Here is a 23707-nt window from a genome sequence, read left to right on the forward strand (position 1 = left end):
TTGCGGGTCCCACGTCTCGGAGGTGCCAGTACCCATGCGGATCGCCACGACCATCTTCCTCACCGACCGCACCATCTCCCCCGTACGCCTGGCCCGCAGCCTGGAGGAGCGCGGCTTCTCCGGCCTCTACCTCCCGGAGCACACCCACATCCCGGTGGCCCGCGACACCGCCGCCCCCATGGGCGGCGAACTCCCCGAGATGTACGGGCGCACCCTCGACCCCTTCGTGGCCCTCGGCCAGGCCGCCGCCGTGACCGAGCGCCTGCACCTCGGCACCGGCATCACCCTCGTCGCCCAGCACGACCCGATCGACCTCGCGAAGCAGGTCGCGACCCTGGACCACCTCTCCGGCGGCCGTTTCACCCTGGGGATCGGCTACGGCTGGAACGTCGAGGAGGCCGCCGACCACGGCGTCGAGTGGCCCACCCGCCGCGAGCTGGTCCGCGACCGCATGGCCCTGATGCGCGCCCTGTGGGCCCCGGAGCCCACGGCGTACGTCGGCCAGTACTGCTCCGTCCAGGCGAGCAGCGCCCACCCGAAGCCGGTCCAGACCCCGCGCGAACTCGCCCCCGGCGTCCCCCTGCACGGCCCCCGCACCCTGATCGGCGGTGCGGCCGGACCGAAGCTCTTCGCCGCCATCGCCGACCACGCCGACGGCTGGCTCCCGATCGGCGGCGGCGGCCTCACCGAGACGCTCCCGGTGCTGCGCCAGGTCTGGGAGACCGCCGGACGCGACCCCAAGTCGCTCCAGGTGGTCCCGTACGCGGTCCAGCCCAGCCCCGGCAAGCTGAGCCACTACGCCGACCTGGGCATCGAGGAGGTCGTCCTCCAGCTGCCCTCGGCGCCGAAGCCGCAGGTGCTGCGCGCCCTGGACGAGTTCGCCCAGTACCTCTGAGCCCTTGGGCCCTCCGGACACGCCCGGCCGGCCGCTGCGTAGGCTCGGGCGGATTACACACGGGGGCTCGGAGGAGAGCGACATGGACACGGCCGACACGGTGGCCCGGGCATCCGGGCCCACGGAGCAGGCGGGCGCGCCCCGGGCGGGGCGTACACGGAACTCCCTGTTCTGGGCCGCGCTCGTCGCCGGGGGCGGCACGCTGGGCGGCTTCGTCTCCCAGTTCCCGTACGGCCTCTTGTACGTCGGCGTGCTCGTCGTCCTCGCCGCGGCCGGCCTCGGCGCGGGCGTCGCCGGCACGTTCTGGAACCGGGCGGGAGCCGCCACCCTCGTGGGCTTCGGCACCATGGCGCTCGGCGTCTTCGCCGGATCCAACCTGAACGAGTCGTACCTGAAGCTGCTCGGCGAACGGGTGGACGCGGTGGTCGCGGAGTCCCGCGAGTTCGCCAACGCCAAGGGCGACACCCGCTTCTACTGCCGTGTCGTCGAGCCCTCGGGCGAGAGCCACGAGCTCGACGCCATCCGGAACTGCTACGCGCAGGTGGCACCGGGCGGGCACGTCGTCCTCTTCGAGGACCGGCTCGGCGGCCTCGACCCGTGGATGGAGACCACGGGCAGCCGTGCCCTCGACCCGCTGGGCCTGGGCATCACCGGCGGCCTGTTCGTCCTCATCGGCGGCACGATGTTCTCGGCCGGTCAGCGCCGCCGCTCGGACCGGGAGATCGCCGAGCTGCACCGCCTCAAGTACGGTCCGCCCGGGCGCTCGCGGGGGTAGCCGGCCGAAATCCCTTCGACGGCCGTCGCCCGGCGCGCCGATCATGACGCCATGACGAACCGAGGACCGGACGCCGGAAACCAGTGGCAGGCCCTTCCGGCCGGGATCCGGACGCAGGCCGACGGCTACGTCCTGCAGGACGGGCGCTTCCAGGCGGTGCGGCTCGTCTGGGAGGCGGGCCGCGCCCAGGGCGTCGGCCTGCGAGAGGCGCAGGAGATCGTCCACCTGCGCTACCGGCACTTCGGCGACCGCGTGGCCCGTACGCCCGACTCGCCGCTCGACCTGGACTCGCTCTCCGCCCTCGCCCTCGGCGTCAGCGGCCGCGTGGTGGCGATCGAGGCCGTCTGGGACGGGGACACCGTCCACGACTGGTTCGTGAAGCTGCTGGCGATCACGGACGAGCCCGCCGGGGAGAAGGGCCTGGCCACGATCTACCGGGGTACGGCCGTACGCGCCCTGGGGGGCGCCGACCCCGGCCCGCAGCACCCGTCGGCGGCGGCCGCCACCCGCGCGGGCGGCGCCCTGGCCGCCCACCTCGGCGTACCGTTCCACTTCGCCAGCCCGGACACCCCGGACGACGAAGCGCCGCGCTGGCGGTCCTGACCCACGCCTACGTCCGGTGGCTCGCCCGGCGGGCCAACTCGGCCCAGACCGTTTTGCCGATCAGCCGGTCCGTAACGCCCCAGCCGGCGGCGACGGCCTCGACGATACGGAGGCCGTAGCCGGATTCGGCCTGGTAGGCATGCGGCAGCGGGGTGGGGCGGCGGTCACGCCGGGCGTCGGACACCTCGACGCGCAGGGCGTTCTCCAGCAGCGTCAGCTTGAGCTCGAAGTCCCGCCCGGGCACCCGGCCGTGGGTGACGGCGTTGGCGGCGAGCTCGGCCACGAGCAGCCCGGCGTCGGCGGACAGCCCGGTGGATTCGGGAAACCCCCACTCGTGCAGCTCGACGAGTGCCAACTGGCGGGCGAGGCGGGCCCCGCGCCGGGTGGAACTGAAACGCTGAGTGAACACGCGTACGAGGGCCGGTGCCTGCCCGGGGGGTGTGGTCATGGCGCCAACGTCCCGCCTGGCCTGGGCGGTTCAACACCACCCGGACTCGTACAAACCAACTGTACGAGTCCACTCCCTGGACAGTGGGAGTCACCGTGCGTGAACATTCCTGTCGGGGAGGTGACCGCCATGGTGAGTGCCGACGACAGCGGTGACGGCGAGGTCGAACCGGATGACACCCTGCGCAGCTTCGGCGAGACCGTCAAGGCATCCCGTAGACGTGCCGGCCTGACTCAGGAGCAACTGGCCCCACTGATCGGCTACTCGGTCCAGTACGTCGGCTCGGTCGAGCAGGGCCGCCGCCACCCGTCCCGGAAGTTCATCAGCAAGACCGAGATGGTGTTGGACACCTTCGGCGTCATCGACATCGCGGCGAAGCGGCTGTCCCGGCGGCGGGGGCTGGCGTCCTGGTTCCGGCGGTGGGCGGAGCTGGAGGAGACGGCTGTCACGCTCAACACGTACGAGTGCCGGTCCGTGCCCGGGCTGCTGCAACCCGAGTCCTACGCCCGCGCCCTCATCGACAACGTTCCGCCTCTGGCGACCTCCGAAGAGGCCGACGCTCGCGTGACGGTCCGCATGGAACGGCAGAAGCTGCTGTTCCGCACCCCGTACATCCTCTTCAGCTTCATCATCGAGCAGGCGCTGATCGAGCGGCGGACGGGCGGCCCCGAGGTCACGCGGGAGCTGATCGACCGCCTCTTGGAGTGCGCCAGGCTCCCCAACGTCGACATCCAGATCATGCCGACGGTCAGCCCGGATCACGCAGGTACCGACGGCCCCTTCCAACTCCTGGAAACCGATGAGCACGAGTGGCTCGGCTACACCGAGGGGCAGCAGTCGGGCCAGGTGATTTCCGACCCGAAAGACATCAGCCTCCTCCACCAGCGGTATGCCAAACTTCGCATCCAGGCCCTCAATCCCGCCGACAGCGCGGGCCTGTTGATGCGAATGCGAGGATCCCTGTGAACAGCTCCCGGTTGCGGTGGTTCAAGAGCAGCTACAGCGGCAGCCAGGGCGACAGCTGCGTCGAGGTCGCCCTCTCCTGGCACAAGTCCACGTACAGCGGTAGCCAGGGCGACGACTGCGTCGAGGTCGCCGCCTGCGCGGACGCGGTCCACGTCCGGGACTCCAAGGTAACGGCCGGCCCCGAGCTCGCCGTGACGCCCGCGAGCTGGGGTGTCTTCCTCGACGGCGTCACGGAGTAGCTGAAAAAGCGACAGGGCCTCCCCGTCTTTCCGGGGAGACCCTGTCGTGTCCGGTGACCGGTGAGCCCTACGACGTGAAGTAGCCGGCCACATCGGCGATGAGGTCGACGGATCCCGCGTTGTTGTAGAAGCTGACCTTCCCGTTCACCACGGGAACGACCACCAGGTTCGGGATCGTCTGCCCCGCCGTGAAGTTCAGGTTCGACGCGCTGGTACGAGTGGTGCCGTTGGGGTACACCGAGACGTAGCTGCCCTCGGTGGGGTCGGTAGCCGTCACGTTCAGGACGACCGCCGTCACACCCGACGCCGGAATCCCTGCCGTACCCGCGACCTGCAAGATCACCGTTCCACCCTGGCCCACCCTCGCCTTCGGCACACCGATTCCGCCACGCGTGTCCATCAGACGGGTCGGCGTGATCGGCTTGTACGTCGAACCCGAGCCGTCGGTCGTGTAGTAGCCGGCCACATCGGCGATGAGGTCGACGGATCCCGCGTTGTTGTAGAAGGTGACCTTCCCGTTCACCACGGGAACGACCACCAGGTTCGGGATCGTCTGCCCCGCCGTGAAGTTCAGGTTCGACGCGCTGGTACGGGTGGTGCCGTTGGGGTACACCGAGACGTAGCTGCCCTCGGTGGGGTCGGTGGCCGTGACGTTCAGGACGACCGCCGTCACACCCGACGCCGGAATCCCTGCCGTACCCGCGACCTGCAAGGTCACCGTTCCACCCTGACCCACCCTCGCCTTCGGCACACCGATTCCGCCACGCGTGTCCATCAGACGGGTCGGCGTGATCGGCTTGTACGTCGAACCCGAGCCGTCGGTCGTGTAGAAGCCGGCCACATCCGCGATCAGATCGACCGAACCTGCGTTGTTGTAGAAGCTGACCTTCCCGTTCACCACGGGAACGACCACCAGGTTCGGGATCGTCTGCCCCGCCGTGAAGTTCAGGTTCGACGCGCTGGTACGAGTGGTGCCGTTGGGGTACACCGAGACGTAGCTGCCCTCGGTGGGGTCGGTAGCCGTCACGTTCAGGACGACCGCCGTCACACCCGACGCCGGAATCCCTGCCGTGCCCGCGACCTGCAAGGTCACCGTCCCGCCCTGACCCACCTTCGCCTTCGGCACACCCAAACCACTACGCGTGTCCATCAACCGCGTCGGCGTGATCGGCTTGTACGTGCCCTGGCCGGCTCCGGCGGGCGGGGTCACCGTCAGCGTGCCCTGTGCGTAGCGGAAGTTGAGGGCGACGACACTGATGTTCCAGCTGCCGGCGGGGGCCGTGCGCAAGTCCACCGTCGCCTTCAGTGTCCGGGCGTCGTCGGAGACCGAGACGGTCGTGGCCGTCAGCGGTGCCGGGCCGCCGGTCAGCTCGACGGTGGTGTTCATGCCCAGAGCCGTGCCCTGCACGGTGAGGGTGGCGACCGTACCGCTCTGTGCGGTGGTCGGCGTGACCGTGCCGACGGACAGGTCCTCGGGGCCGCAGGGTGCGTTGGTGCAGACGAGCTCGGCGCGGTAGGCCGTACGGCTCGCCCGTTCCGGCAGCGCGAGGACGAACAGGCTCTGGTCGTCGGCCTGGCAGTCGTACGGGGCCGAGGTGCCGCTGCAGAGGTTGTTCCAGGTCGTGTTGTAGAGCGTGGGCTCCGGGGTGGAAATCCCGCCGTCCGTGGCGGTGATGTCGGCCCTGAAACGGTCATCCGAGACGCTCGACAGGACGGCGCACACGCCGGTGCGTTCTTCGGAGAGCGTGCCGGTCAGGGGGCCGTACCCGTACGCCACCGATCCGGACCGCGCGCACTCCGGCGCGGGGCCGGCGGCCGTGGCGATCCGCCAGGCGTCGAGACGGTAGGAACCGGGGAGGGACCAGCCGTCCGGCACCTGGGTGATGACCTGGTAGCCCGTGGAGCCGGTGACCGTGCACGCCGAGGTCTTCTGGTGGCAGGCGATGCCGCCGGCGTCGTCCATGACCAGGGTGTGGGTGCTGTTGTGGGCGTCCCGGACGTTGACGCGCAGCCGGTCGGTGGCGGCGGCCGTGGTGATCCGGTGGCAGTGCAGGGAGCCGTTCTGGCCGGGCGTGCCGGTCGTGGCCGGGGCGCCGACCGCCGTCGCGGCGGAGGCGGCACAGCCCTTTGCCGTCGCGGTGACGTCGCGGCGGTCCAGGGTGTGGCTGCGCGGGGCGTTCTGGCCCTCCACGAGCACGGTGTACGCCTTGCCGGGGGTGAAGGAGCAGCTGCTGAGGCCGTCCGTACGGATCGGCTGGCCCGGCGCGGGGTGCGTGTAGCAGGAGGCCCCGTTGCCCTCGGTGTCGATCAGGCTGATCACCCAGTCCGGGCGCAGCTCCAGGTCGTCCGGGTAGCCGTAGCGGATCCGGAGGAGTTCGTCCGTGGAGTGCGCGCCGGCCGGGATGGTCAGGCAGTGCGAGAAGACCCCGTTGCCGGTCTCCAGCCGCACGGCGCTCGCGTCGTCGGCGAAGCTTGCGGCGGGCAGGACCTGACAGCCCGCCTGGAGTACGTCCGTACGGACGAAGTGGACGCCGTACGAGCCGGTGGCGGCCGTGTCGTCGGCGTGCACCAGCGCGCGGAACGGCGCCATTCCGGTCAGGGCGCAGGAGCCCTGGACGAGGGCGCCGGTGGTGCACTGTGCGGTGCCGTTCCGGTCGACCACCTCGACCTGGACGGCCACACCCGCTCCACCGCGCGAGGTGAGGGCTGCGATCCGGGCGCCCTGCGGGCTCGGCAGCTCCAGGCAGTGCGTCTGCCCGGCCGTGGTGAAGTTGCCCGCGTATCGCCCCTCGGCGACGCGGACGCAGTCCTCGGCTGCCGGTGCGGCCTGAGCGGCGCTCACGGGCAGGAGGAGTGCGGCGAGGACGGCGAGCAGACAGGTCACTACGGTGGAAATCGGGCGTCTCTCGGACGCCGAGGCGATTGGCATGAACCCCCCAGGGTGGTGTGCGACGAGTGATCGTCGCACACCCGTTCACCTACGGGCCAAGGCATTGGCGTGGCTGAACTTCCCGTGCCCGGAACGGGTTTCGTACGCTGCCGCACATGATCGATTCACGTACACATGTCCGCGTCGCCCGGCCCTCCCTCGACCTGAAGGCCGCCGAACGCTTCTACGTCGACGGGCTCGGCCTGGAGGTGCAGTGGCGCACCACCGGGAGCGCGCCCGGGGAGCACGACCTGCTGATGGTCGGTCCGGCCGGCGGCGGCTGGCACTTCGAGCTGACCCGTGACGCCTCGAACCCGATCCTGCCCGTGCCGACCGTCGACGACCTCTTCGTGCTCTACCTCGGGGAGACGCCGGACGAGGCCCTGGTCCAGCGGCTCGTCGAGCACGGCGGGACGCGGGTCGCCGCCCACAACCCGTACTGGGACGAGTGGGGGGTCACCATCGAGGACCCGGACGGCTACCGGCTCGTGCTCTGCTCCCGCACCTGGGGCTGAGCGGCCTCCTGGTCGCCCGTACCGGCCGGCGTCGGGTCACTTGACCGAGGGGGGCTTGGGGAGGGTGTGCAGGGGCCCGGTGAGGGAGGCGTCCGTGGCTCCCGCGGCGTGGCCGGCGGCGGAGGAGGTGACCTCGACCGCGGTCTTCGCGTCGTTGACGGTCCGGGCCGGGTGGTCGACGATGTCGACGACCCGGTCGACGACCGGCGGCGCCTGAGCGGTGGGCTCGTCGGCGTGCGCGGCGACGGGGGTGAGTGCGAGGGCGGCGCCACCGGTGACGACCAGGGCGGCGAGAGTGCGCTTCATGGCGTTCATGCCAGGCCCAACGACTCCCCCCACCGCGAGTCACCGCCCGGGCCCGCCCGGAACGCCGGCGGCCCCGGATCGGGGGGGAACGATCCGGGGCCGCGGGGATGACTCAGCGGGGCTGCGCGGAGGTGGTCAGTCCTCGACCACCAGGGCCGGGGTGGACTTCGTCAGGACCTGGCCGCGGAAGAAGGCGGGGCTGCGGCGCTCGGTGACGAACATGATGACCAGGCCGAGGGCCAGCAGGCCGACGCCGATGACGAAGACGTTGCCGACGCCGAGGCCCGGGATGGTGGAGCCGGAGCCGTACGCCGGGTCCCAGGCGTCGTAGAGGGTCTTGAAGAAGACCGCGGCCAGCAGCAGCCCGCCCAGGACCGGGAAGACGCCCTTGAAGAGCAGGTCGCGGGTGGAGCGGCGCAGCTCGGCGCGGAAGTACCAGGCGCAGGCGAAGGCCGTCAGCGAGTAGTAGAAGCAGATCATCAGGCCGAGCGCGAAGATCGTGTCGGTCAGGACGTTCTCGCTGACCAGGGTCATCACCGTGTAGAAGGCTCCGGTGGCGACGCCCGCCATGACGGTGGCGCGGCCCGGGGTCTTGAACTTCGGGTGGACCTTGGCGTAGGAGGGCGGCAGCGCCTCGTACGTCGACATGGCGAGGACCGTGCGGGCCACCGGGATGAAGGTGGTCTGCAGGGACGCCGCGGCGGAGGCCAGGACGGCCACGAAGAGCAGGATGCCGAGCACGGGGCCCATCACCGGGCCGGCGAGGGCCGCGAAGACGTTGCCGGAGGTCTCCTCGTTGGCGAGGCCCAGGCCTTCGCCGCCCGCACCGACGGCCATCTGGGCGGCGACGCCGGTGGCGAGGTAGGAGCCGACCAGGACGACCATGGCGATGAGCGAGGCGCGGCCGGGGGTCTTCGTGGAGCCGGTGGTCTCCTCGTTGGTGGCCAGGCACGCGTCCCAGCCCCAGTACATGAAGATCGAGAGCGAGAGTCCGGCGGTGAAGGCCGCCATGGACTCGACCGCGAAGGGGTTCATCCAGGACCAGGAGAAGTCCAGGCCGGTGTCGAAGGTGCCGGCGGAGGCCTTCTGGAAGGCCATCGCGACGAAGATGGCCAGCACGACGAGCTGGAGGCCGACCAGCGCGTACTGGACGCCCTTGGTGGCGGTCATGCCGCGGTAGCTGATGGCGGTCGCGACGGCGATCAGCGTCAGGCAGGTGGCGATGTGGACGAGCTTGTTGTCGTCCAGGGCCGCGATCGAGTCGTTGCCGGTGATCTCACCGGCCAGCAGCCAGAAGTAGGAGGTGGCGACGCCCGCGAGGTTGGACAGGACGATGATCGTGGCGATCACCAGGCCCCAGCCGCACATCCAGCCGATCCGCGGGCCGAAGGCCTTGACGGTCCAGGTGAAGGAGGTGCCGCAGTCCGGCATGGCCTTGTTGAGCTCGCGGTACGCGAAGGCGACCAGCAGCATCGGCAGGAAGCCGGCGAGGAAGATGGCCGGCATCTGCAGGCCCACCTCCCCCGCGGTGGAGCCGAGGGTCGAGGTCAGGCAGTAGACGGGGGCGACGGTGGAAATGCCGATGACGGCGCTTCCCACGAGGCCGACGGAGCCCTTGCCGAGGCCCTTGCCGCGAACGTCGCCCTCGGCGACGCCGCTTACCGTGTCTCCGGCCCGAGGCCGAACGTCCAGCTGAGTCATGGGTCAGGACGTTAGATGGTGCGTTTTCCACATCTGGAGGATCGAAGTCCGGAATCCGGCCCGCCCGAACGCCTTGGAATCCTGAGGTCGAGAGACTTCACGAACACTTAATACAAGGTTCACTTCTGCCTGGGGCCATGGTTCAGCAGGCCCTCGAGAGAAGCTTTCAGGATGCGGAAACCGTAGCGGTGTCCGTTTTGGGGCATTTCAAACTTTCCCGTGCGAGTTTTCCGCCGCCCGGTTTGCCGCGGACATGATCAGCGCCCTACAGTCGCCGCCGTTCAAGGTCATCCACGGGGGGACACCGCGCACATGCGTTTCAAGCCACTGATCATCACCGTCTCGGCCACCGCGGCCCTGCTCTCCCTCACCGGCTGCGGAGGCGGCGACAACCCGCCGCTCGGCGGTGTCGGCGGGGATTCCGTTGCGGCCGGCGCGAACGGCGCCGCCAACGGCACCGGCGACGGCGGCCCCCATGAGGGCACGCTGGAGAACCCGACGAAGAACGGCGGCGTCAACGGCAATGCCCCCAAGGACGGAACGGCCTTCCAGAAGCTGCCCAAGGCGGCGACCATGGCCGCGGCCGCCCGCTTCGTCAACGGGTTCACCCCCTGCGACCCGATCAAGGCCATCCCCGCGGGCACCAGGTCGAGCACGGGCCCGGACGAGAAGTTCTTCCAGGCCGGCACCGTCACCGAGCGCGGGACCTGCGGCAGCCGGGGCCGCACCAGCATCTACATGATCAAGGACGCGAAGGCCTTCCAGACCGCCTTCAAGGCCGAGACCGCCGCGAAGCAGGGCGGGGACCCCAACAGCGGCATCGTCATCGGGCAGGACTTCGCCATGGGCTCCGAGAGCTCGGACGCCATGAGCGCCCTGCTGACCCCGCAGGCCGGGCTGCTGATGCTGAACTGCCACGCGGACTTCAACCCGCCGAGCGGCTTCCGGAAGGAACCGGCCTTGGTGAAGGGCTGCGTCCTCACCGACTACTACGTGGACTGAGCGGCGCCGGTCGGGACGGGGTCGGGTGTGTGCCGGGGTGATCCCCGCAGGGCGTCGAACGCAACGAGGCTCCGCACTCCGACCCCTCGCCACGTTCGGCGCCCGAGGAGACGCCCCGGCGCGCGCCCGGCCCCGGCACCACCGGCCCCCACCCGACCCCGCCCGAGCGGCGCAGCCCACCGGCGCACCCGCCCCCGGCACGGCCCCGCATCCGCGAGACTGTCCCCATGCCCACGGCCGATGAGCTCCTCAGCGCGGAAACCGTCAGCACCCTGGCCCGGCTGCTCGCCCGGGCGGGCGGCCGCCGGTCCGCGCCCGCCCTGCGCGCCCGCGCCGGCGCCCTCGACGGGCTGACGTACAGCGGCCGCGTCGGCGCCGTCCGCGACGCCGTGCTCGCCGACCTCCCCGAGGACTGGCCCGCCTTCGAGGCCGTCGTGCGCACCGCCCTCGCCGATCCCGCCTTCGCGGGCTGGATGACCTTACCCGTCAACGAGGCCGTCGCCGTCCGCGGGCTGGAGGTGTTCGAGCCCGGGCTGGCGCTGCTGCACGACCTCACCTCCCGGCTGACCGCGGAGTCCGCCGTACGGCCCTTCCTGCGCGCCGACCCGGCCCGCGCCCTCGCCGTCGTACGGGCGTGGACGGCCGACCCGGACCCGCACGTACGGCGCCTCGCCAGCGAGGGCACCCGGCCCCGGCTGCCGTGGGCCCCGCAGCTGCCCGCCTTCGTCGCCGACCCCCGCCCGGCCCTGCCGGTGCTGGACGCCCTCTACCGCGACGAGTCCGAGTACGTCCGCCGCTCCGTCTCCAACCACCTCAACGACATCAGCCGGGACCACCCCGCGCTCGCCGTCGAGACCGCCGCCCGCTGGCTGCGCGCCCCCGCGGGCACGACGGACCGCGTGGTACGCCACGGACTGCGCACCCTCGTCAAGGCGGGCCGGTCCGAGGCGCTGACCCTGCTCGGGCACTCCCCGGACGTGCCGGTCACGGTGCGCGGGCCCGAGGTGACCACCCCCCGGGTCGCCGTCGGCGATTACCTCGTCTTCGACTACGCGGTCACCAACACCGGCACCCTCCCGGCCGAGCTGGTCGTCGACTACGTCGTGCACCACACGAAGGCGAACGGCACCCGCACCCCCAAGGTCTTCAAGCTCCTCACCCGCGCCCTCGCCCCCGGGGAAACCCTCGGCGGCACCAGGCGGCACTCCTTCAAGCCGATCACCACCCGCCGCTACCACTCCGGCGAGCACCTGGTGCAGCTCCAGGTCAACGGCCGGGTCCGGGGCGAGGCCGGATTTTCGTTGGACGCGTCCTGACCCGGCCTGGCAGGCTCCTCGCATGACCTACGGAATCGAGTCCCACCCCGCCCGATGAGCGTCCGCGACGAGCGCGAGCCGCTCGCCCCCCGGACGACCTCCCTGTACGACTACGCCCTCTTCCGGCACGGCACCGACCCGGACGGCCGGGTCCCGTCCGGCGGATACCCACTCCCCGGCGGATTCCCGGCCGTGAGCCGGCGCGACCGGCTCGACCCCGCCGCCGCCGAGGCCGCGGTCACCTCGGCCCTCGTCCCGCTCCTGGCCGACCCCATCATCGGGCGCGCCGCCGAAGCCGTGCACGCGCGGCTGGCCCCGCTCCCCGTTGCGCCGAAGAGCGTCCACCGGATCGTGCGCCGGATCATCCCCGAGGACCGGTACGTGGGCCGGGCTCGACGCCTGGCCCGGCGGCTGACCCGCACCGGCACCCACCCGTCGGCCGTGCACGCCGGCCTGGCCCTGCTGATCCGTCTCGGCGAACCCGAGGACGTGCCGACCGTCCGGACCCTCGGCATGCTGCGGGAGTTCTCCCTCGCGGCCGTCGCCGTCCTCGACCGGATCGACCGGCCGGCGGCGGCCGAGGCCGAACTGCGGCTCCGAGCCGAACCACCCCGCCCGAACCCCCTCCTCGACGCCGTGACCCGCGGGGACCGCGACGCCGTCCGCGCCGCCCTGATCCGCTCCACCACGGCGAAGCCGATCGGCCCGCCCCGCCGGGTCGCCGAGGCCGCCCGGCTGGACGAGTTGCTCGACGCGTACCCGCAGGACCCCGACCTGACCGTGGCGGCGTGCCGACTGCTGCTCGCCATGACCGACACGAACCAGTACCGGCCGGAGGTCCTCGACTACGCGCGGGCGCGTCCCGTGTACGAAGCCGTGGTCGGCGGAGCCCATCGGCTCACCCCGTCACCCGACGCGTACGCCCTGCTGATCTCGCTCGCCCAGGACCTGCGCAGCGGAGCCGGGGCGGTACTGCAGTGGCCGCCGGGCCGACGGGCCGAACTGATCGACAGCCTGGGCCGACTGCTGGCCGCACCGCTCTGGGCGGCCGTCCCCGGCAAGGCCGCGGCCGCCGCCGCGCACACCGGCCCCGGCCCGGACCCCAGTGGCCACCGGGCCGGCTGGATGCTCCGCACCGGACGCCGGCCGTTCACGCCGCCCGCCGCACCGGCCACGTTCGAGATCGAGGTCGTCGTCTCCGACCCGGCCGTGCGCAACGTGGTGGAGACCCGGATCCTGCTCGGCGGCAGGCCGTTGGTTCCGGACCTGTTCGCCTCGGGCGGCCCCATCTGCCCCGAGTTCCTGCTCGACACCGGGCGGCTGCGGGCCGGACCCGAACCGAAGGAGGTCAAGCTCGCCGAGGCCTACTGCAGCGAAGACTGCTGCGGTGCGCTCTACGTGACGATCCGCCGCGAAGGCGACGAGGTGGTGTGGGACGGCTGGCGGGGCGTCGAGGGGAAGCAGCAGCCCCCCGCGTACCGGTGCGACGCCGCCGCGTACGACGCGGAGGTCGAACGGGCCGAGAACGACCGGAGCTGGTCCTGGCCCGCGCGCGACACCGCCCGGCTCATCGCCGACGGGCTCCGCAAACGCCCCGAACTGCTCACCGCCTGGGGCTGCGGCGCGGGCGGGGCCTTCACCGCCTGGGACGATCCGCAGGCCGTCGAGCTCCACTTCACGTACGCCCCCGGCACCGAACCCGGTGTACCGGGCAAGGGCGAACCCTGGCTGCAGTTCGCGTGGCGGATCCCGGACGACGGCACACCCCCGCAGGCGCAGGCCCGGGCCGCCCTCGAGCGGCTCGCGGCACAGGACCCGTGCACCTGGGCCCGGCTCTGCGGGGGCAGCAAGGCGTACGCCGAAGCCCTCGGCCACGCCTGGCCGCCCGAGGGCCCGTAGCGGGGCGGCCGTCGGGGTCCCTCGACGGGACCCCGACGGCCGCGGGCTACGCCGTCCAGACGATCGACTGGATCTCGCTGTACGCGTGCAGCGCGTACGAGCCCACGTCGCGCCCCACCCCGCTGCGCTTGAAGCCGCCGAACGGCGCCTCCATGTTGCGGCCGATGGTGTTCACGCCGACCCCGCCCGCCCGCAGCCGCCGCGCCACGCGGAACGCGCGCGCCGAGTCCCCCGACCACACGTAGCTCAGCAGGCCGAAGTCGCTGTCGTTGGCCAGCCGGACCGCCTCGTCCTCGTCCCCGTCGAAGGGGACGACCACGACCACCGGGCCGAAGATCTCCTCGCGGACCACCCGCATGTCGTTCGTGCAGTCGACGAGGAGGGTCGGGGCCACGTAGAAGCCCTTGCCGTCCTCTCCCACCACCGGGCGCTCGCCGCCGTACGCGATCCGCGCGCCCTCCTTCTTCCCCAGCTCGACGTACGACTCCACACGGTCCCGGTGCGCCGCCGAGATCACCGGGCCCACCACCGTGCCGGCCGCCGCCGGGTCGCCGACCTTCATGAAGGCCAGGTAGCCGGTGAGCTTCTCGATCAGTTGGTCGCAGACCGACCGGTGGGCGACCACCCGGGTCGGGGCCGTGCAGATCTGCCCGGAGTAGAAGGAGAAGGTGGTGCCGATGCCCATCACCGCCGCGTCCAGGTCGGCGTCCGCGAAGACGATCGCCGCGCCCTTGCCGCCCAGCTCCATCAGCTGCCGTTTCATCGTCCGGCCGCAGACCTCCGCGATGCGCTGCCCGACGCCCGTGGAACCGGTGAAGGACACCATGTCCACGTACGGGGAGTCCACCGCGGCCTCGCCGACCTCCACCGACTGGCCGTTCACCACGTTCACCACGCCCGCCGGCACCCCCGCCTCGTGCAGGGCGTCCGCCATCCGGAACACCGACAACGGGTCCTGCGGGGCGGGCTTGACCACCACCGTGTTCCCCATGGCCAGGGCCGGCGCCACCTTGCCCGCCGGGTTCGCCCACGGGTTGTTGTACGAGGTGATGCAGGTGACCACGCCGACCGGCTGACGCACCTCCAGCGCGCCGAGGATGCTCGCCCGCCCCATCGGGCCGGCCTCCGTGACCTGCGGCGGGAGGCCCTTCTCGACGGGTTCGAGGGCCCCGCGCGCGTACCGGCGGAAGCGGGCCACCCCGACGCCGACCTGCATGCCGCGCGCGATCGCGGTGGGCGCGCCCGTCTCCGCCCGGGCGAGCTCCGTCCACGGTTCGAACTCGCGCTGCATGATGTCCGCGGCCCGGTCGAGGATCGCCGCCCGCTCCTCGGGCTTCGTGCGCGACCAGCTCTCGAAGGCCTCGGCCGCGGCGCGGGCCGCGTCCTCGACCTGCGGGCGCGAGGCCTCGGGGGCGAGCCCGACGACCGACTCGTCCGCCGGGTTGACCACTTCGTAGTGGCCGCCGGCGGGCTCCACCCACTCGCCGCCGATGTAGAGCTTCTGCGGCCGTGACTGTGGCTGCGCGTCGGTCATCGGGTGCTCACCGTCCTCGTGTCACGGCCCGAACGGAGCACGGTCCCGGGGACCGCCCCCGTGATCTCGTCGTCGCGGACGGTCTCCACCCCGTTGACCCGTACGGAGACGATGCCGATGGCCCGCGCGTCCAGCCGCGGGCTGTCCCCGGGCAGGTCGTGGACGAGCGTCGCGGGGCCGGCCTCGATGCGTTCCGGGTCGAAGAGGACCAGGTCGGCGTGGTAGCCCTCGGCGATCCGGCCGCGCTCGCGCAGCCCGAACAGCTGCGCCGGGTCGTCGGTGAGCATCCGTACCGCCTGCTCCAACGGGACCAGCTTGCGGCCGCGCAGGCAGTCGCCGAGGAAGCGGGTCGTGTACGGGGCCCCGCACATCCGGTCCAGGTGCGCGCCCGCGTCGGAGCCGCCGAGCAGGACGTCCTCGTGCTGCCAGGTCTCGGCGCGCAGGGCCCAGCTCGCCGGGTCGTTGTCGGTGGGCATCGGCCAGAGCACCGTGCGCAGGTCGTCGTTGGCGCAGATCTCCACCAGGCACTGGAAGGGGTCCTGGCCGCGCTCGGCGGCGATGTCGTTCACGACGCGGCCGGAGAGGCCCTCGTTCTCCTTGCTGTACGTGTCGCCGATGACGTACCGGCCGAAGTGGGCGAGGCGCCGGAAGACCCCGGCCTCCTTGCTGTCGGCGCGGCGCAGCATCTCGGCGCGTACGCCGGGGTCGCGGAGCTTCTCGATCCGCTCGGGGACGGGCAGGCCGAGGACCTCGCCCCAGCCCGGGATGAGGTTCAGCGCGCAGAAGGTGCCGAGGGACATGTTCATGGGGGTGAGGATGGGCATGGTCAGCGCGACGACGCGGCCGCCGGCCTTGCGGGCGCGCTCGCTGGGTATCAGCTGGCGCGGGACGCGTTCGGGGACGGCGGCGTCGATGGTGAGGACGTTCCAGTTCAGGGGGCGTCCGGCGGCGGCGCTCATGTCGACGAAGAGGTCGATCTCCTCGTCCGCGAACTGGTCCAGGCACCCCGCGACGATCGCTTCGAGCTGGGTGCCCTCGTGTTCGGCGACGGCCCTGGAAAGGGCCAGGAGTTCGGCGGGCCTGGCGTGCCGGGAGGCGACGGGGGCGCCGGAGCCGTCGGAGTGGGTGGAGGACTGGGTGGTGGACAGGCCCCAGGCGCCGGCGTTCATGGCGTCGTGGAAGAGGTCGAGCATCTGCTGCATCTGCTCGGGCGTGGGCTGCCCGCCGACGGCGTCCTCGCCCATGACGTGGCGGCGCAGCGCGCAGTGGCCGACCATGAAGCCGGCGTTGACGGCGATCCGGCCCTCCAGGGCGTCGAGGTACTCGCCGAAGGTGGACCAGGTCCAGTCGACGCCCTCCTCCAGGGCCTTGAGGGCCATGCCCTCGACCTTGCTCATCATGCGGCGCGTGTAGTCGGCGTCCTGCGGGCGGGCCGGGTTGAGCGGGGCCAGGGTGAAACCGCAGTTGCCGCCGGCGACGGTGGTCACGCCGTGGTTCATGGAGGGCGTGGCGTACGGGTCCCAGAAGAGCTGGGCGTCGTAGTGCGTGTGGGGGTCGACGAAGCCGGGGGTGAGGACCAGGCCGGTGGCGTCCTCGCTGCTGCGGGCTTCCTCGGTGACGGTACCGGGTGCGGCTATCGCCGCGATCCGGCCGTCGCGGATCCCCACGTCCGCGACGCGGGCGGGGGCGCCGGTGCCGTCCACTACGGTCGCGCCCTTGATCAGGTGGTCGAGCATGACGTCCCTTCTGCCGGTCTTCGCGTTGCGGCCCGTCTCGTGGGGCTCCGCCCCACACCCCGCGCCTCGAACGCCGGCGGGGCTGCAATCCCCGGCCTCGCCGCCGGGGCAGGGTGTGGCCCCGGCCGGAGGCCGCCCGGCCGGGGCTGGTGCGGGACGGCGGTCCGGGAAGACGCCGTCCCCGTTCGCCGTCGTGTCAGACGGCCTGACGGAAGCGCGTCGTGCGGTGCACCGGGTCCGTGTCTATCTCCGGGATGACGTGCTCGCCGATGAGCTTGATCGTGGTCATCGTGTCCTCGTACGAGACACCGGTCGGCAGACCGAAGGAGAGCTGGTCCGCGCCCGCCTGCTCCCAGCGCTTGCACTGGGCGCGGACCTCCGACGGGTCACCGCAGATCAGCAGTTCCTCCGCGATCAGGAGCTCGATGATCTCCGCGTTGTACTCCGGCAGGGTCTCGGGCCACTGCGGGATCGCCTCCGGCCGCGGGAAGGTGTCGTGGTAGCGGAAGACCAGGGACTGGAAGCGGTTCATGTTCGCGTTGACGGCGATCTCCACCGCCTTGTCGTGCGTCTCCGCACAGATCGCGGTGGACGTGACCATCACGTTGTCGTTGACGAACGCGCCGATCGCCTTCGCCTCGCGGATCGCCGTCTTGTACTGGTCGAGGACCCACTCCATGTCGGAGACCTTCTGGACGCTGAAGCCGAGGACGCCCAGGCCCTTCTTCGCCGCCATCGCGTACGAGGACGGGGAGCCGGCCGCGTACCACATGGCCGGGTGCGCCTTCCCGTACGGCTTGGGGAAGATCTTCCGCGGCGGCAGCGACCAGTGCTTGCCCTGGAACCCCTCGTACTCCTCCTGGAGGAACATCTTGGGGAACTCCGCGATGGTCTCCTCCCAGATCTCCTTGGTGCCGTTCATGTCCTCGATGCCGGGCAGGAAGCCGAGGATCTCGTGGCTGCCCGCGCCGCGGCCGGTGCCGAACTCGAAGCGGCCCTTGGAGAGGTGGTCGAGCATGGCGACCTTCTCGGCCACCTTGACCGGGTGGTTCACCGGGGCGAGCGGGTTGAAGATGCCGGAGCCAAGGTGGATGCGCTCGGTGGCGTGGGCGAGGTACCCGAGGAACACCTCGTTCGCCGACAGGTGGGAGTACTCCTCCAGGAAGTGGTGCTCGGAGGCCCAGGCGTACTTGAAGCCGGACTTGTCCGCCTGGATGACGTACTCGGTCTCCTCGATCAGCGCCTTGTGCTCTGCCTCGGGGTCGACCTTGGAGCGCGCCTCAGGCACGTATCCCTGCACGAAGAGCCCGAATTCCAAGGGGTTCACCGTCCTTTGGTTTCTGACGTTGCGTCAGATTCGATGTCCCGACTGTTCCACTGCGGGGGCGGGAGCGTCAATACCTGACGCTCCATCAGATAACCCGGGCGCGGGGCCCTACAGGATGCTGACGCCCGCCATCCAGCCGCCGTCGATGACGAACGGCTGGCCGGTGATGTACGAGGAGTCCTCGCCGGTCAGGAAGAGCGCCAGCTTGGCGATCTCCTCCGGCTGCCCCACCCGCCCCATCGGGACCACCCGCTTGTAGAGCTCCGCCATGGCCTCCCTGGCCTCGTCGGTCATGTTCGCCGGGTCCAGCAGCCCCGGATTGGCCATCGGAGTGTCCACGGCGCCCGGGCACATCGCGTTGACCCGGATCCCCTTGGCCGCCAGCTCCAGCGCCGCCACCCGGGTGAGGCCGAGGACGGCCGCCTTGGTTGCGGCGTAGGTGCCGACGTACGCCATGCCCGTCAGACCCGTGTACGAGGAGGTGTTGACGATGGTGCCGCCGCCGGCCGCCTCGATCTCGGGGGCCACGGTCTTGATGCCGAGGAAGGCGCCGACCTGGTTGACCTGGACCACCTGCTGGAACTCCTCCAGCGGGGTCGCGGTCAGCTCGTTGAAGCGCAGGATGCCCGCGTTGTTGACCAGGCCGTCGATCCGGCCGAAGGCCTCCTTCGCCGCGGCGACCGCGGCCGCCCAGTCCTCCTCGCGGCTCACGTCCATCCGTACGTACCGGGCCCGGTCCTCGCCGATGTCCTTCGCCACCGCCGCGCCCTGCTCGTCCAGCACGTCACCGAGGAGCACCCTGGCACCCTCGGCGGCGAACAGCCGGGCCTCCTGCTCGCCCTGGCCGCGTGCCGCGCCGGTGATGATGACGACGCGCCCGTCCAGCTTGCCCATGGTCATGCTCCCTGATCGTCTCGGCCCGAGTCGTCTGTCGCCCGGTCATTGAGGAGGGGGCCGACCTCGGCCCCGAAAGCGGTGATCTGGTCGACCAGTTCGGCGCGGTCGCGGCTGCGGAAGCGGACCTGGATCTGGTCCACGCCGAGCGCCTTGTACTCGCGCAGGGACTCCGCGAGCGCCTCCGGCTTGCCGGTGAGGGTCCGGCGGCCGGTGTCCCAGCCGGGCTCGCCCACGTACAGCGCCTCGGTGATCGCCCCGATCTCGCAGGGGCCGGCGACCCCGGCCTCGGCGCGCAGCTCCCCGATGCGGGCGATCTGCGCCGGGAGCCGGTCGCGCGGGTCGCCCTGCGGGAGCCAGCCGTCCCCCCGGACGGCGGCCCGGCGGACGGCGGCGGGCGACGATCCGCCGACCCAGACGGGGATCCGTTCCTGCGCGGGCCGGGGCAGCTGGCCGAGGTCCTTGAAGGAGAACCGCTCGCCCTCGAACTCCGGGTACTCCTCGGGCCCCAGCGCCGCCCGCAGCGCGTCCACGGTCTCGTCGAGGACGGCCCCGCGGCGGGCGAAGTCCACGCCGAGGGCCTCGAACTCCTCCTGGACGTGCCCCGCGCCGACGCCGAGGATCAGCCGGCCACCGGAGAGGTGGTCGAGGGTGGCGTACTGCTTGGCGCTGATCAGCGGGTGGCGCAGGCCGAGGATCGCCACGTGGCTCAGCAGCCGCACGCGCTCGGTGATCCCGGCGAGGAAGGACAGGGTGGCCACCGGGTCGTACCAGACGGTGCTCATCGGGCCGGCGAGCCGCCGCGGGATGGCCACGTGGTCGCAGGTGGCCACGTACCCGAAGCCGGACCGGTCGGCGGCCCGCGCGATCTCGGCGAGATCCGCAGCGGTGGCCGACGCCTCCCAGGGCTCGGCGTAGATGGTGCTCTGCGACTGGATCGGGAGCTGCATCCCGTAGACCAGCCGACCTTCCGGAAACACGCGCGCCATGGGGGCCCGCCTCGCCTTCGTCTGCCGATTCGTCCTGTCGGTGCCGGGCCATCGTCGTAGCTGACGGGCCGTCAGACAAGAGGCCGGGGTGAACGCGTACCTGGCAGGATCGGCCGCACGGTTCTAAGGTGCGCGGGTGGATCTGATGCTCACGCTGGTCAGCGGGATCGCCTGGACGGCCGTGTACGTGGAGGCGATCCGCGTCGGGCTGCGGGACCGGACGTGCGCGATGCCCGTCGCCGCGCTCGCGCTGAACTTCGCGTGGGAGGCGACCTACGCCGTCCACGACTTCACGACCGGGGTCTCCGCGCAGGGCGTGGTGAACGTGGTGTGGGCGGCGGCCGACGTGGTGATCGTCTACACCTACCTGCGGTTCGGCCGGGCCGAGCTGCCGGACTTCGTGACCCGGCCGCTCTTCGCCGCCTGGTCCGTCCTGGTGTTCGGTACCGGCTTCGCCGTGCAGTGGCTGTTCCTCGCGCACTTCGGGACGCACGACGCGAGCCGGTACGCGGCCTTCCTGCAGAACCTGCTGATGTCCGGCCTGTTCATCGCCCTGTACGCGGCCCGGCGGGGTCCGCGCGGGCAGTCCCTGACCATCGCCGTCGCGAAGTGGCTGGGGACGCTGGCCCCGACCCTGCTGTTCGGGGTGGTGGAGGGCTCCCCGTTCATCCTCGGCCTGGGGATCCTGTGCAGCGTGTTCGACCTCGCCTACGTCGGGCTGCTGCTCCGGGACGGGGGTGGGGACCGGGACGGGGACCGGCCCGGGGACCAGCCCTGGGACCGGCCCGGGGTCAGAAGCCTTCCGGACCCATCACGATGACCGGCTTCGCTGCCGGGTCGAGGGTCTCCAGGACCTTCTTCATGGCCTCCTTCGGGATGCCGACACAGCCCTGCGAGGGGCCGTCGTGGTCCACGTGGAGCCAGATGTTGCCGCCCTTCTCCTCACCCTCCGGCATGACCGGGTCCAGCGGGGACTTGCCGGGCCGGCGGTTGTAGTCGATGGCGACGACGTAGTCGAAGGAGCCGGCCAGGGACTCGCCGTTCACGCCGCGGCCGGAGGCGACGAACGCGCGGTTCCTGTCGTACGGGAGCCGGGTGCCCGGCGGCTTCGGGAGCAGGCCGCCCGCGTCGGTGAGCGCGAAGACGCCCATCGGGGAGGTCAGGTCCCCGTACTCGCGCTCCACCGACCAGCCCTTGGCGCCGTTGCGCGCGGGCCAGCTCTCGGTCCGCACCCAGTCGACGTCGGCGGTCGGGCGGGTGTAGAGCGCGGCGGTGGACTCCGAGGAGTCGCCCGCCTTGCCGGTGACCAGGATGAGCTGGCGGGCGTCGGCCGGGATCCGTTCCCTGGTCTGCTCGCTGATGCCGGTCAGCCCCTGCAGCGGGGACCGCCGGACGTCACGTGCGGCACGGTCGGCCGCCTGCGGGCGGGCGTCCGCACGCGCCTGCGGCGCCGCGTCGGCGGTCTTGTCCGGGTCCTGGGCGACGTACACCCAGCCGACCGCGATGGTCGCGAGGCCGAGGGTGACGGCCAGGGCCACACGGCGGGGCGTACGGGGCGCTCGGGAGCGTGCTCGGGCGTGCTTGCTCATTGAACCGACCGTACATCAGGCGGTCTTCAGAGGCGGTGCGCCCGCGGTGTGCGCGTCCCGCCCGGCACGGGGAACAGGACACGCACCGTCAGACCTCCCTCCGGTGCCGGATGGGCCTCGACCGCCAGCTCCGCCCCGTGCGCCCGCGCGATCGACGCCACGATCGAGAGCCCCAGTCCGGCGCCCTCACCTGGGGTGTGCTGCCGTTCGGCGCGCCGCCGGAAGGGCTCCAGGAGCCCGGGGGCGTCCGCCGGATCGATCACCGGACCGGTGTTCGACACCGTCAGTTCCCCCTCCGCCGAGGTCGTAACGGCGATCCGGCCCCCGACCCGGTTGTGACGTACCGCATTGACCAGCAGGTTGCGCAGGAGGTGACCGAGGAGCGCGCGGTCGCCCGTCACGGTCAGCGGCGCGAGCGTCCGTACGACGGTCAGCCCCTCCTGCGGGCAGGCCGCCGACTCGGCCGCCGCGAGCGCCGCCAGGTCCACCGGTTCGGTCGCCTCCAGCCCCTGCTCCGACACGGCGAGCAGCAGCAGGGACTCGATGAGGTGCTCGCTGGAGTCCGCGACGCCGATGAGCTTCGCCCGGATCCGGGCGACCTTCTCCGGCGGCGGGTCCCCGGCCAGCCCGATCTCGGCGGCCGCCCGCTGCACGGCCAGCGGGGTGCGCAGTTCGTGCGCCGCGTTGGCGGCGAACCGCCGCTGGGCGGAGACCAGGTGCTCCATCCGGCCCAGCATCGCGTCGAAGGTGTCGGCCAGTTCCTTGAGCTCCCCGGGCGGGGCGTCGAGGGAGATCCGCTCGTCGAGGTTCTCCCCGGACAGGCGGCACGCGGTCTCGGTGATCACCCCGACGGGGCGCAGCACCCGGCCGGCCATCCACCAGGCGAGCCAGATCGACAGCACGGCGAAGAGGGCCAGGGCGAGGAGGGAGTACACGAGCAGCCGGTGCCGGGTTGCGTCGGTGACGGCGTCCGAGAGGTTCCGGGTGAACGCGTAGCCCTTGAGCTCCTCGTCGGTGGGCGGCTCGCCCGGGGGCCGCCGCCGCGCCGGTTCCCAGCTGCGTCCCACCTCGGCCCGCGGGCCGGGCGAGGCGGTACCGGGCGGGGCGGAGGGCGAGGCGGAGGGCGAGGCGGAGGGCGGGACACCAGGCGGGACACCGGGCGAGGGGAGGGCGTAGGCCGGGCTGACCGTGCGGACGGCCCCGCTGACGCTCGCGTAGAGGCCCTGGCCGACCAGGACGTAGACCAGCGCCACCAGTCCGCCGCCCGCGAGGAGCAGCAGCGATCCGTAGAGGGCGGTGAGGCGGCCGCGCTCGGTGCGCAGGACTCCCCCGACCCGTGACCGGTGCCCGTTCACCGGGCGGCGATCCGGTAGCCCGCGCCCGGCACGGTCTCGATCAGCGGTGGCTCGCCCAGCTTGGCGCGCAGCTTGCTGAGGGTGACGCGGACGGCGTTGGTGGAGTAGCTGGTGTCCTGCTCCCACACCTGCTCGATCAGGTCGTCGTTGCTGACGACGGCGCCCTCGGCGCGCAGCAGGGCCTCCAGGACGGCGAACTCCTTGCGGGACAGCGCGAGCCGGTGCCCGTCGCGGGTGGCGCTGCGGCGGGCGGTGTCGACGGCGATCCCGGAGCGCTCCAGGACGGGCGGCAGCGCCGGGCGGGCGCGCCGGCCGAGGGCCAGCACGCGGGCGAGGAGCTCGTCGTAGGCGAAGGGCTTGGTGAGGTAGTCGTCGGCGCCGAGGCCGAGGCCCTCCACCCGGTCCCGTACGGTCCCGGAGGCGGTCAGCATCAGGATGCGGGTCAGCAGCCGCTCGCGCACCACCTGCCGGCAGACCTCGTCGCCGTGCAGGCCGGGCAGGTCGCGGTCGAGGACGATGACGTCGTACTCGCCCAGGCGCAGGCGCCGCAGGGCCTCCAGGCCGTCGCTCGCCTCGTCGACGGCGAGCGCGTCGCGGCGCAGCCCCTCGGCGATCATCTCCCGGAGGAATTCCTCGTCCTCCACCACCAGTACGCGCATGGCCCCCTCTTTACCGGAGATCCGTATTTC

Annotated in this window: 22 protein-coding genes; 10 read left to right on the plus strand and 12 right to left on the minus strand. The window is 72.0% G+C overall.

The window, feature by feature from the left end:
• The first annotated feature begins 34 nt into the window (after positions 1-34).
• From ACZ6JT_RS24555 to ACZ6JT_RS24565, 3 genes are all read left to right on the plus strand, one after another.
• Positions 35-895, plus strand: coding sequence for a TIGR03619 family F420-dependent LLM class oxidoreductase (locus ACZ6JT_RS24555; protein WP_469212874.1), 861 nt, complete (start codon positions 35-37; stop codon positions 893-895).
• Between the two features lie 82 nt (positions 896-977).
• Entirely contained in the window at positions 978-1670 is a 693-nt protein-coding gene (locus ACZ6JT_RS24560; protein WP_469212876.1) for a hypothetical protein, read from the plus strand.
• A gap of 51 nt (positions 1671-1721) precedes the next feature.
• A complete protein-coding gene (locus ACZ6JT_RS24565; protein WP_469212878.1) occupies positions 1722-2273 on the plus strand; it encodes a hypothetical protein in 552 nt (183 codons plus the stop codon).
• A 7-nt stretch (positions 2274-2280) separates the two neighbouring features.
• Here the strand turns inward: ACZ6JT_RS24565 and ACZ6JT_RS24570 are convergent, their stop codons facing one another.
• A complete protein-coding gene (locus ACZ6JT_RS24570) occupies positions 2281-2721 on the minus strand; it encodes an ATP-binding protein (protein ID WP_469212879.1) in 441 nt (146 codons plus the stop codon).
• Between the two features lie 129 nt (positions 2722-2850).
• Between ACZ6JT_RS24570 and ACZ6JT_RS24575 the strand changes: the two genes are divergently transcribed.
• A complete protein-coding gene (locus ACZ6JT_RS24575) occupies positions 2851-3687 on the plus strand; it encodes a helix-turn-helix domain-containing protein (RefSeq protein WP_469213278.1) in 837 nt (278 codons plus the stop codon).
• On the plus strand, positions 3684-3926 hold the full coding sequence (locus tag ACZ6JT_RS24580) for a DUF397 domain-containing protein (RefSeq protein WP_469212881.1): 243 nt from the start codon (positions 3684-3686) through the stop codon (positions 3924-3926). The genes ACZ6JT_RS24575 and ACZ6JT_RS24580 overlap by 4 nt, the downstream gene beginning before the upstream one ends.
• Positions 3927-3993: 67 nt before the next feature.
• Here ACZ6JT_RS24580 and ACZ6JT_RS24585 read toward each other — a convergent pair whose 3' ends face one another.
• Positions 3994-6810, minus strand: a complete 2817-nt coding sequence (locus tag ACZ6JT_RS24585; RefSeq protein ID WP_469212883.1) for a hypothetical protein — start codon at positions 6808-6810, stop codon at positions 3994-3996.
• Between the two features lie 161 nt (positions 6811-6971).
• On the opposite strand from ACZ6JT_RS24585, the gene ACZ6JT_RS24590 reads away from it, so the two are divergent.
• Positions 6972-7370, plus strand: coding sequence for a VOC family protein (locus ACZ6JT_RS24590; protein ID WP_365472856.1), 399 nt, complete (start codon positions 6972-6974; stop codon positions 7368-7370).
• Between the two features lie 36 nt (positions 7371-7406).
• On the opposite strand, the gene ACZ6JT_RS24595 is transcribed toward ACZ6JT_RS24590, so the two are convergent.
• Together ACZ6JT_RS24595 and ACZ6JT_RS24600 are read right to left on the minus strand one after the other, a co-directional pair.
• A complete protein-coding gene (locus ACZ6JT_RS24595; protein ID WP_469212884.1) occupies positions 7407-7676 on the minus strand; it encodes a hypothetical protein in 270 nt (89 codons plus the stop codon).
• A gap of 135 nt (positions 7677-7811) precedes the next feature.
• Entirely contained in the window at positions 7812-9377 is a 1566-nt protein-coding gene (locus ACZ6JT_RS24600; RefSeq protein WP_469212885.1) for an APC family permease, read from the minus strand.
• Between the two features lie 312 nt (positions 9378-9689).
• On the opposite strand from ACZ6JT_RS24600, the gene ACZ6JT_RS24605 reads away from it, so the two are divergent.
• From ACZ6JT_RS24605 to ACZ6JT_RS24615, 3 genes are all read left to right on the plus strand, one after another.
• Complete coding sequence (locus ACZ6JT_RS24605; protein WP_469212887.1) at positions 9690-10379, plus strand: hypothetical protein; 690 nt, start codon at positions 9690-9692, stop codon at positions 10377-10379.
• A gap of 227 nt (positions 10380-10606) precedes the next feature.
• Positions 10607-11695, plus strand: coding sequence for a DNA alkylation repair protein (locus tag ACZ6JT_RS24610; RefSeq protein WP_469212888.1), 1089 nt, complete (start codon positions 10607-10609; stop codon positions 11693-11695).
• Positions 11696-11749: 54 nt separating this feature from the next.
• The gene (locus ACZ6JT_RS24615; protein ID WP_469212890.1) at positions 11750-13594 is read left to right on the plus strand and encodes a hypothetical protein; all 1845 of its coding nucleotides are present in this window, start codon (positions 11750-11752) and stop codon (positions 13592-13594) included.
• Positions 13595-13640: 46 nt separating this feature from the next.
• On the opposite strand, the gene ACZ6JT_RS24620 is transcribed toward ACZ6JT_RS24615, so the two are convergent.
• The 5 genes from ACZ6JT_RS24620 to ACZ6JT_RS24640 all read right to left on the minus strand — a co-directional run bounded on the left by ACZ6JT_RS24620 (position 13641) and on the right by ACZ6JT_RS24640 (position 20074).
• Positions 13641-15128: an aldehyde dehydrogenase family protein gene (locus ACZ6JT_RS24620; RefSeq protein ID WP_469212892.1), complete on the minus strand. Its 1488-nt coding sequence runs from the start codon at positions 15126-15128 to the stop codon at positions 13641-13643.
• Positions 15125-16864 (minus strand): N-acyl-D-amino-acid deacylase family protein, encoded by a 1740-nt coding sequence (locus ACZ6JT_RS24625; protein WP_469212893.1) that lies wholly within the window; start codon positions 16862-16864, stop codon positions 15125-15127. Before ACZ6JT_RS24625 ends, ACZ6JT_RS24620 begins: the two co-directional genes overlap by 4 nt.
• 196 nt (positions 16865-17060) lie before the next feature.
• Positions 17061-18182, minus strand: coding sequence for an LLM class flavin-dependent oxidoreductase (locus ACZ6JT_RS24630; protein WP_030706821.1), 1122 nt, complete (start codon positions 18180-18182; stop codon positions 17061-17063).
• Positions 18183-18299: 117 nt separating this feature from the next.
• Entirely contained in the window at positions 18300-19085 is a 786-nt protein-coding gene (locus ACZ6JT_RS24635; protein WP_469213279.1) for an SDR family NAD(P)-dependent oxidoreductase, read from the minus strand.
• Positions 19086-19087: 2 nt separating this feature from the next.
• Positions 19088-20074 carry an LLM class F420-dependent oxidoreductase gene (locus tag ACZ6JT_RS24640; RefSeq protein WP_469212894.1) on the minus strand — a complete coding sequence of 329 codons (987 nt, stop codon included), beginning with the start codon at positions 20072-20074 and terminating at the stop codon, positions 19088-19090.
• Between the two features lie 145 nt (positions 20075-20219).
• On the opposite strand from ACZ6JT_RS24640, the gene ACZ6JT_RS24645 reads away from it, so the two are divergent.
• Entirely contained in the window at positions 20220-20894 is a 675-nt protein-coding gene (locus tag ACZ6JT_RS24645) for a transmembrane-type terpene cyclase (RefSeq protein ID WP_469213281.1), read from the plus strand.
• Here ACZ6JT_RS24645 and ACZ6JT_RS24650 read toward each other — a convergent pair.
• The 3 genes from ACZ6JT_RS24650 to ACZ6JT_RS24660 are packed head-to-tail and all read right to left on the minus strand — an operon-like array spanning position 20866 to position 23677.
• Complete coding sequence (locus tag ACZ6JT_RS24650) at positions 20866-21663, minus strand: L,D-transpeptidase family protein (protein WP_469212896.1); 798 nt, start codon at positions 21661-21663, stop codon at positions 20866-20868. The genes ACZ6JT_RS24645 and ACZ6JT_RS24650 overlap by 29 nt on opposite strands.
• Before the next feature lie 26 nt (positions 21664-21689).
• Entirely contained in the window at positions 21690-23018 is a 1329-nt protein-coding gene (locus ACZ6JT_RS24655) for an ATP-binding protein (RefSeq protein WP_469212897.1), read from the minus strand.
• Positions 23015-23677, minus strand: a complete 663-nt coding sequence (locus tag ACZ6JT_RS24660) for a response regulator transcription factor (protein ID WP_469212899.1) — start codon at positions 23675-23677, stop codon at positions 23015-23017. Before ACZ6JT_RS24660 ends, ACZ6JT_RS24655 begins: the two co-directional genes overlap by 4 nt.
• Positions 23678-23707 lie beyond the last annotated feature (30 nt).

The organism is Streptomyces sp. NPDC046308 (assembly GCF_055588065.1).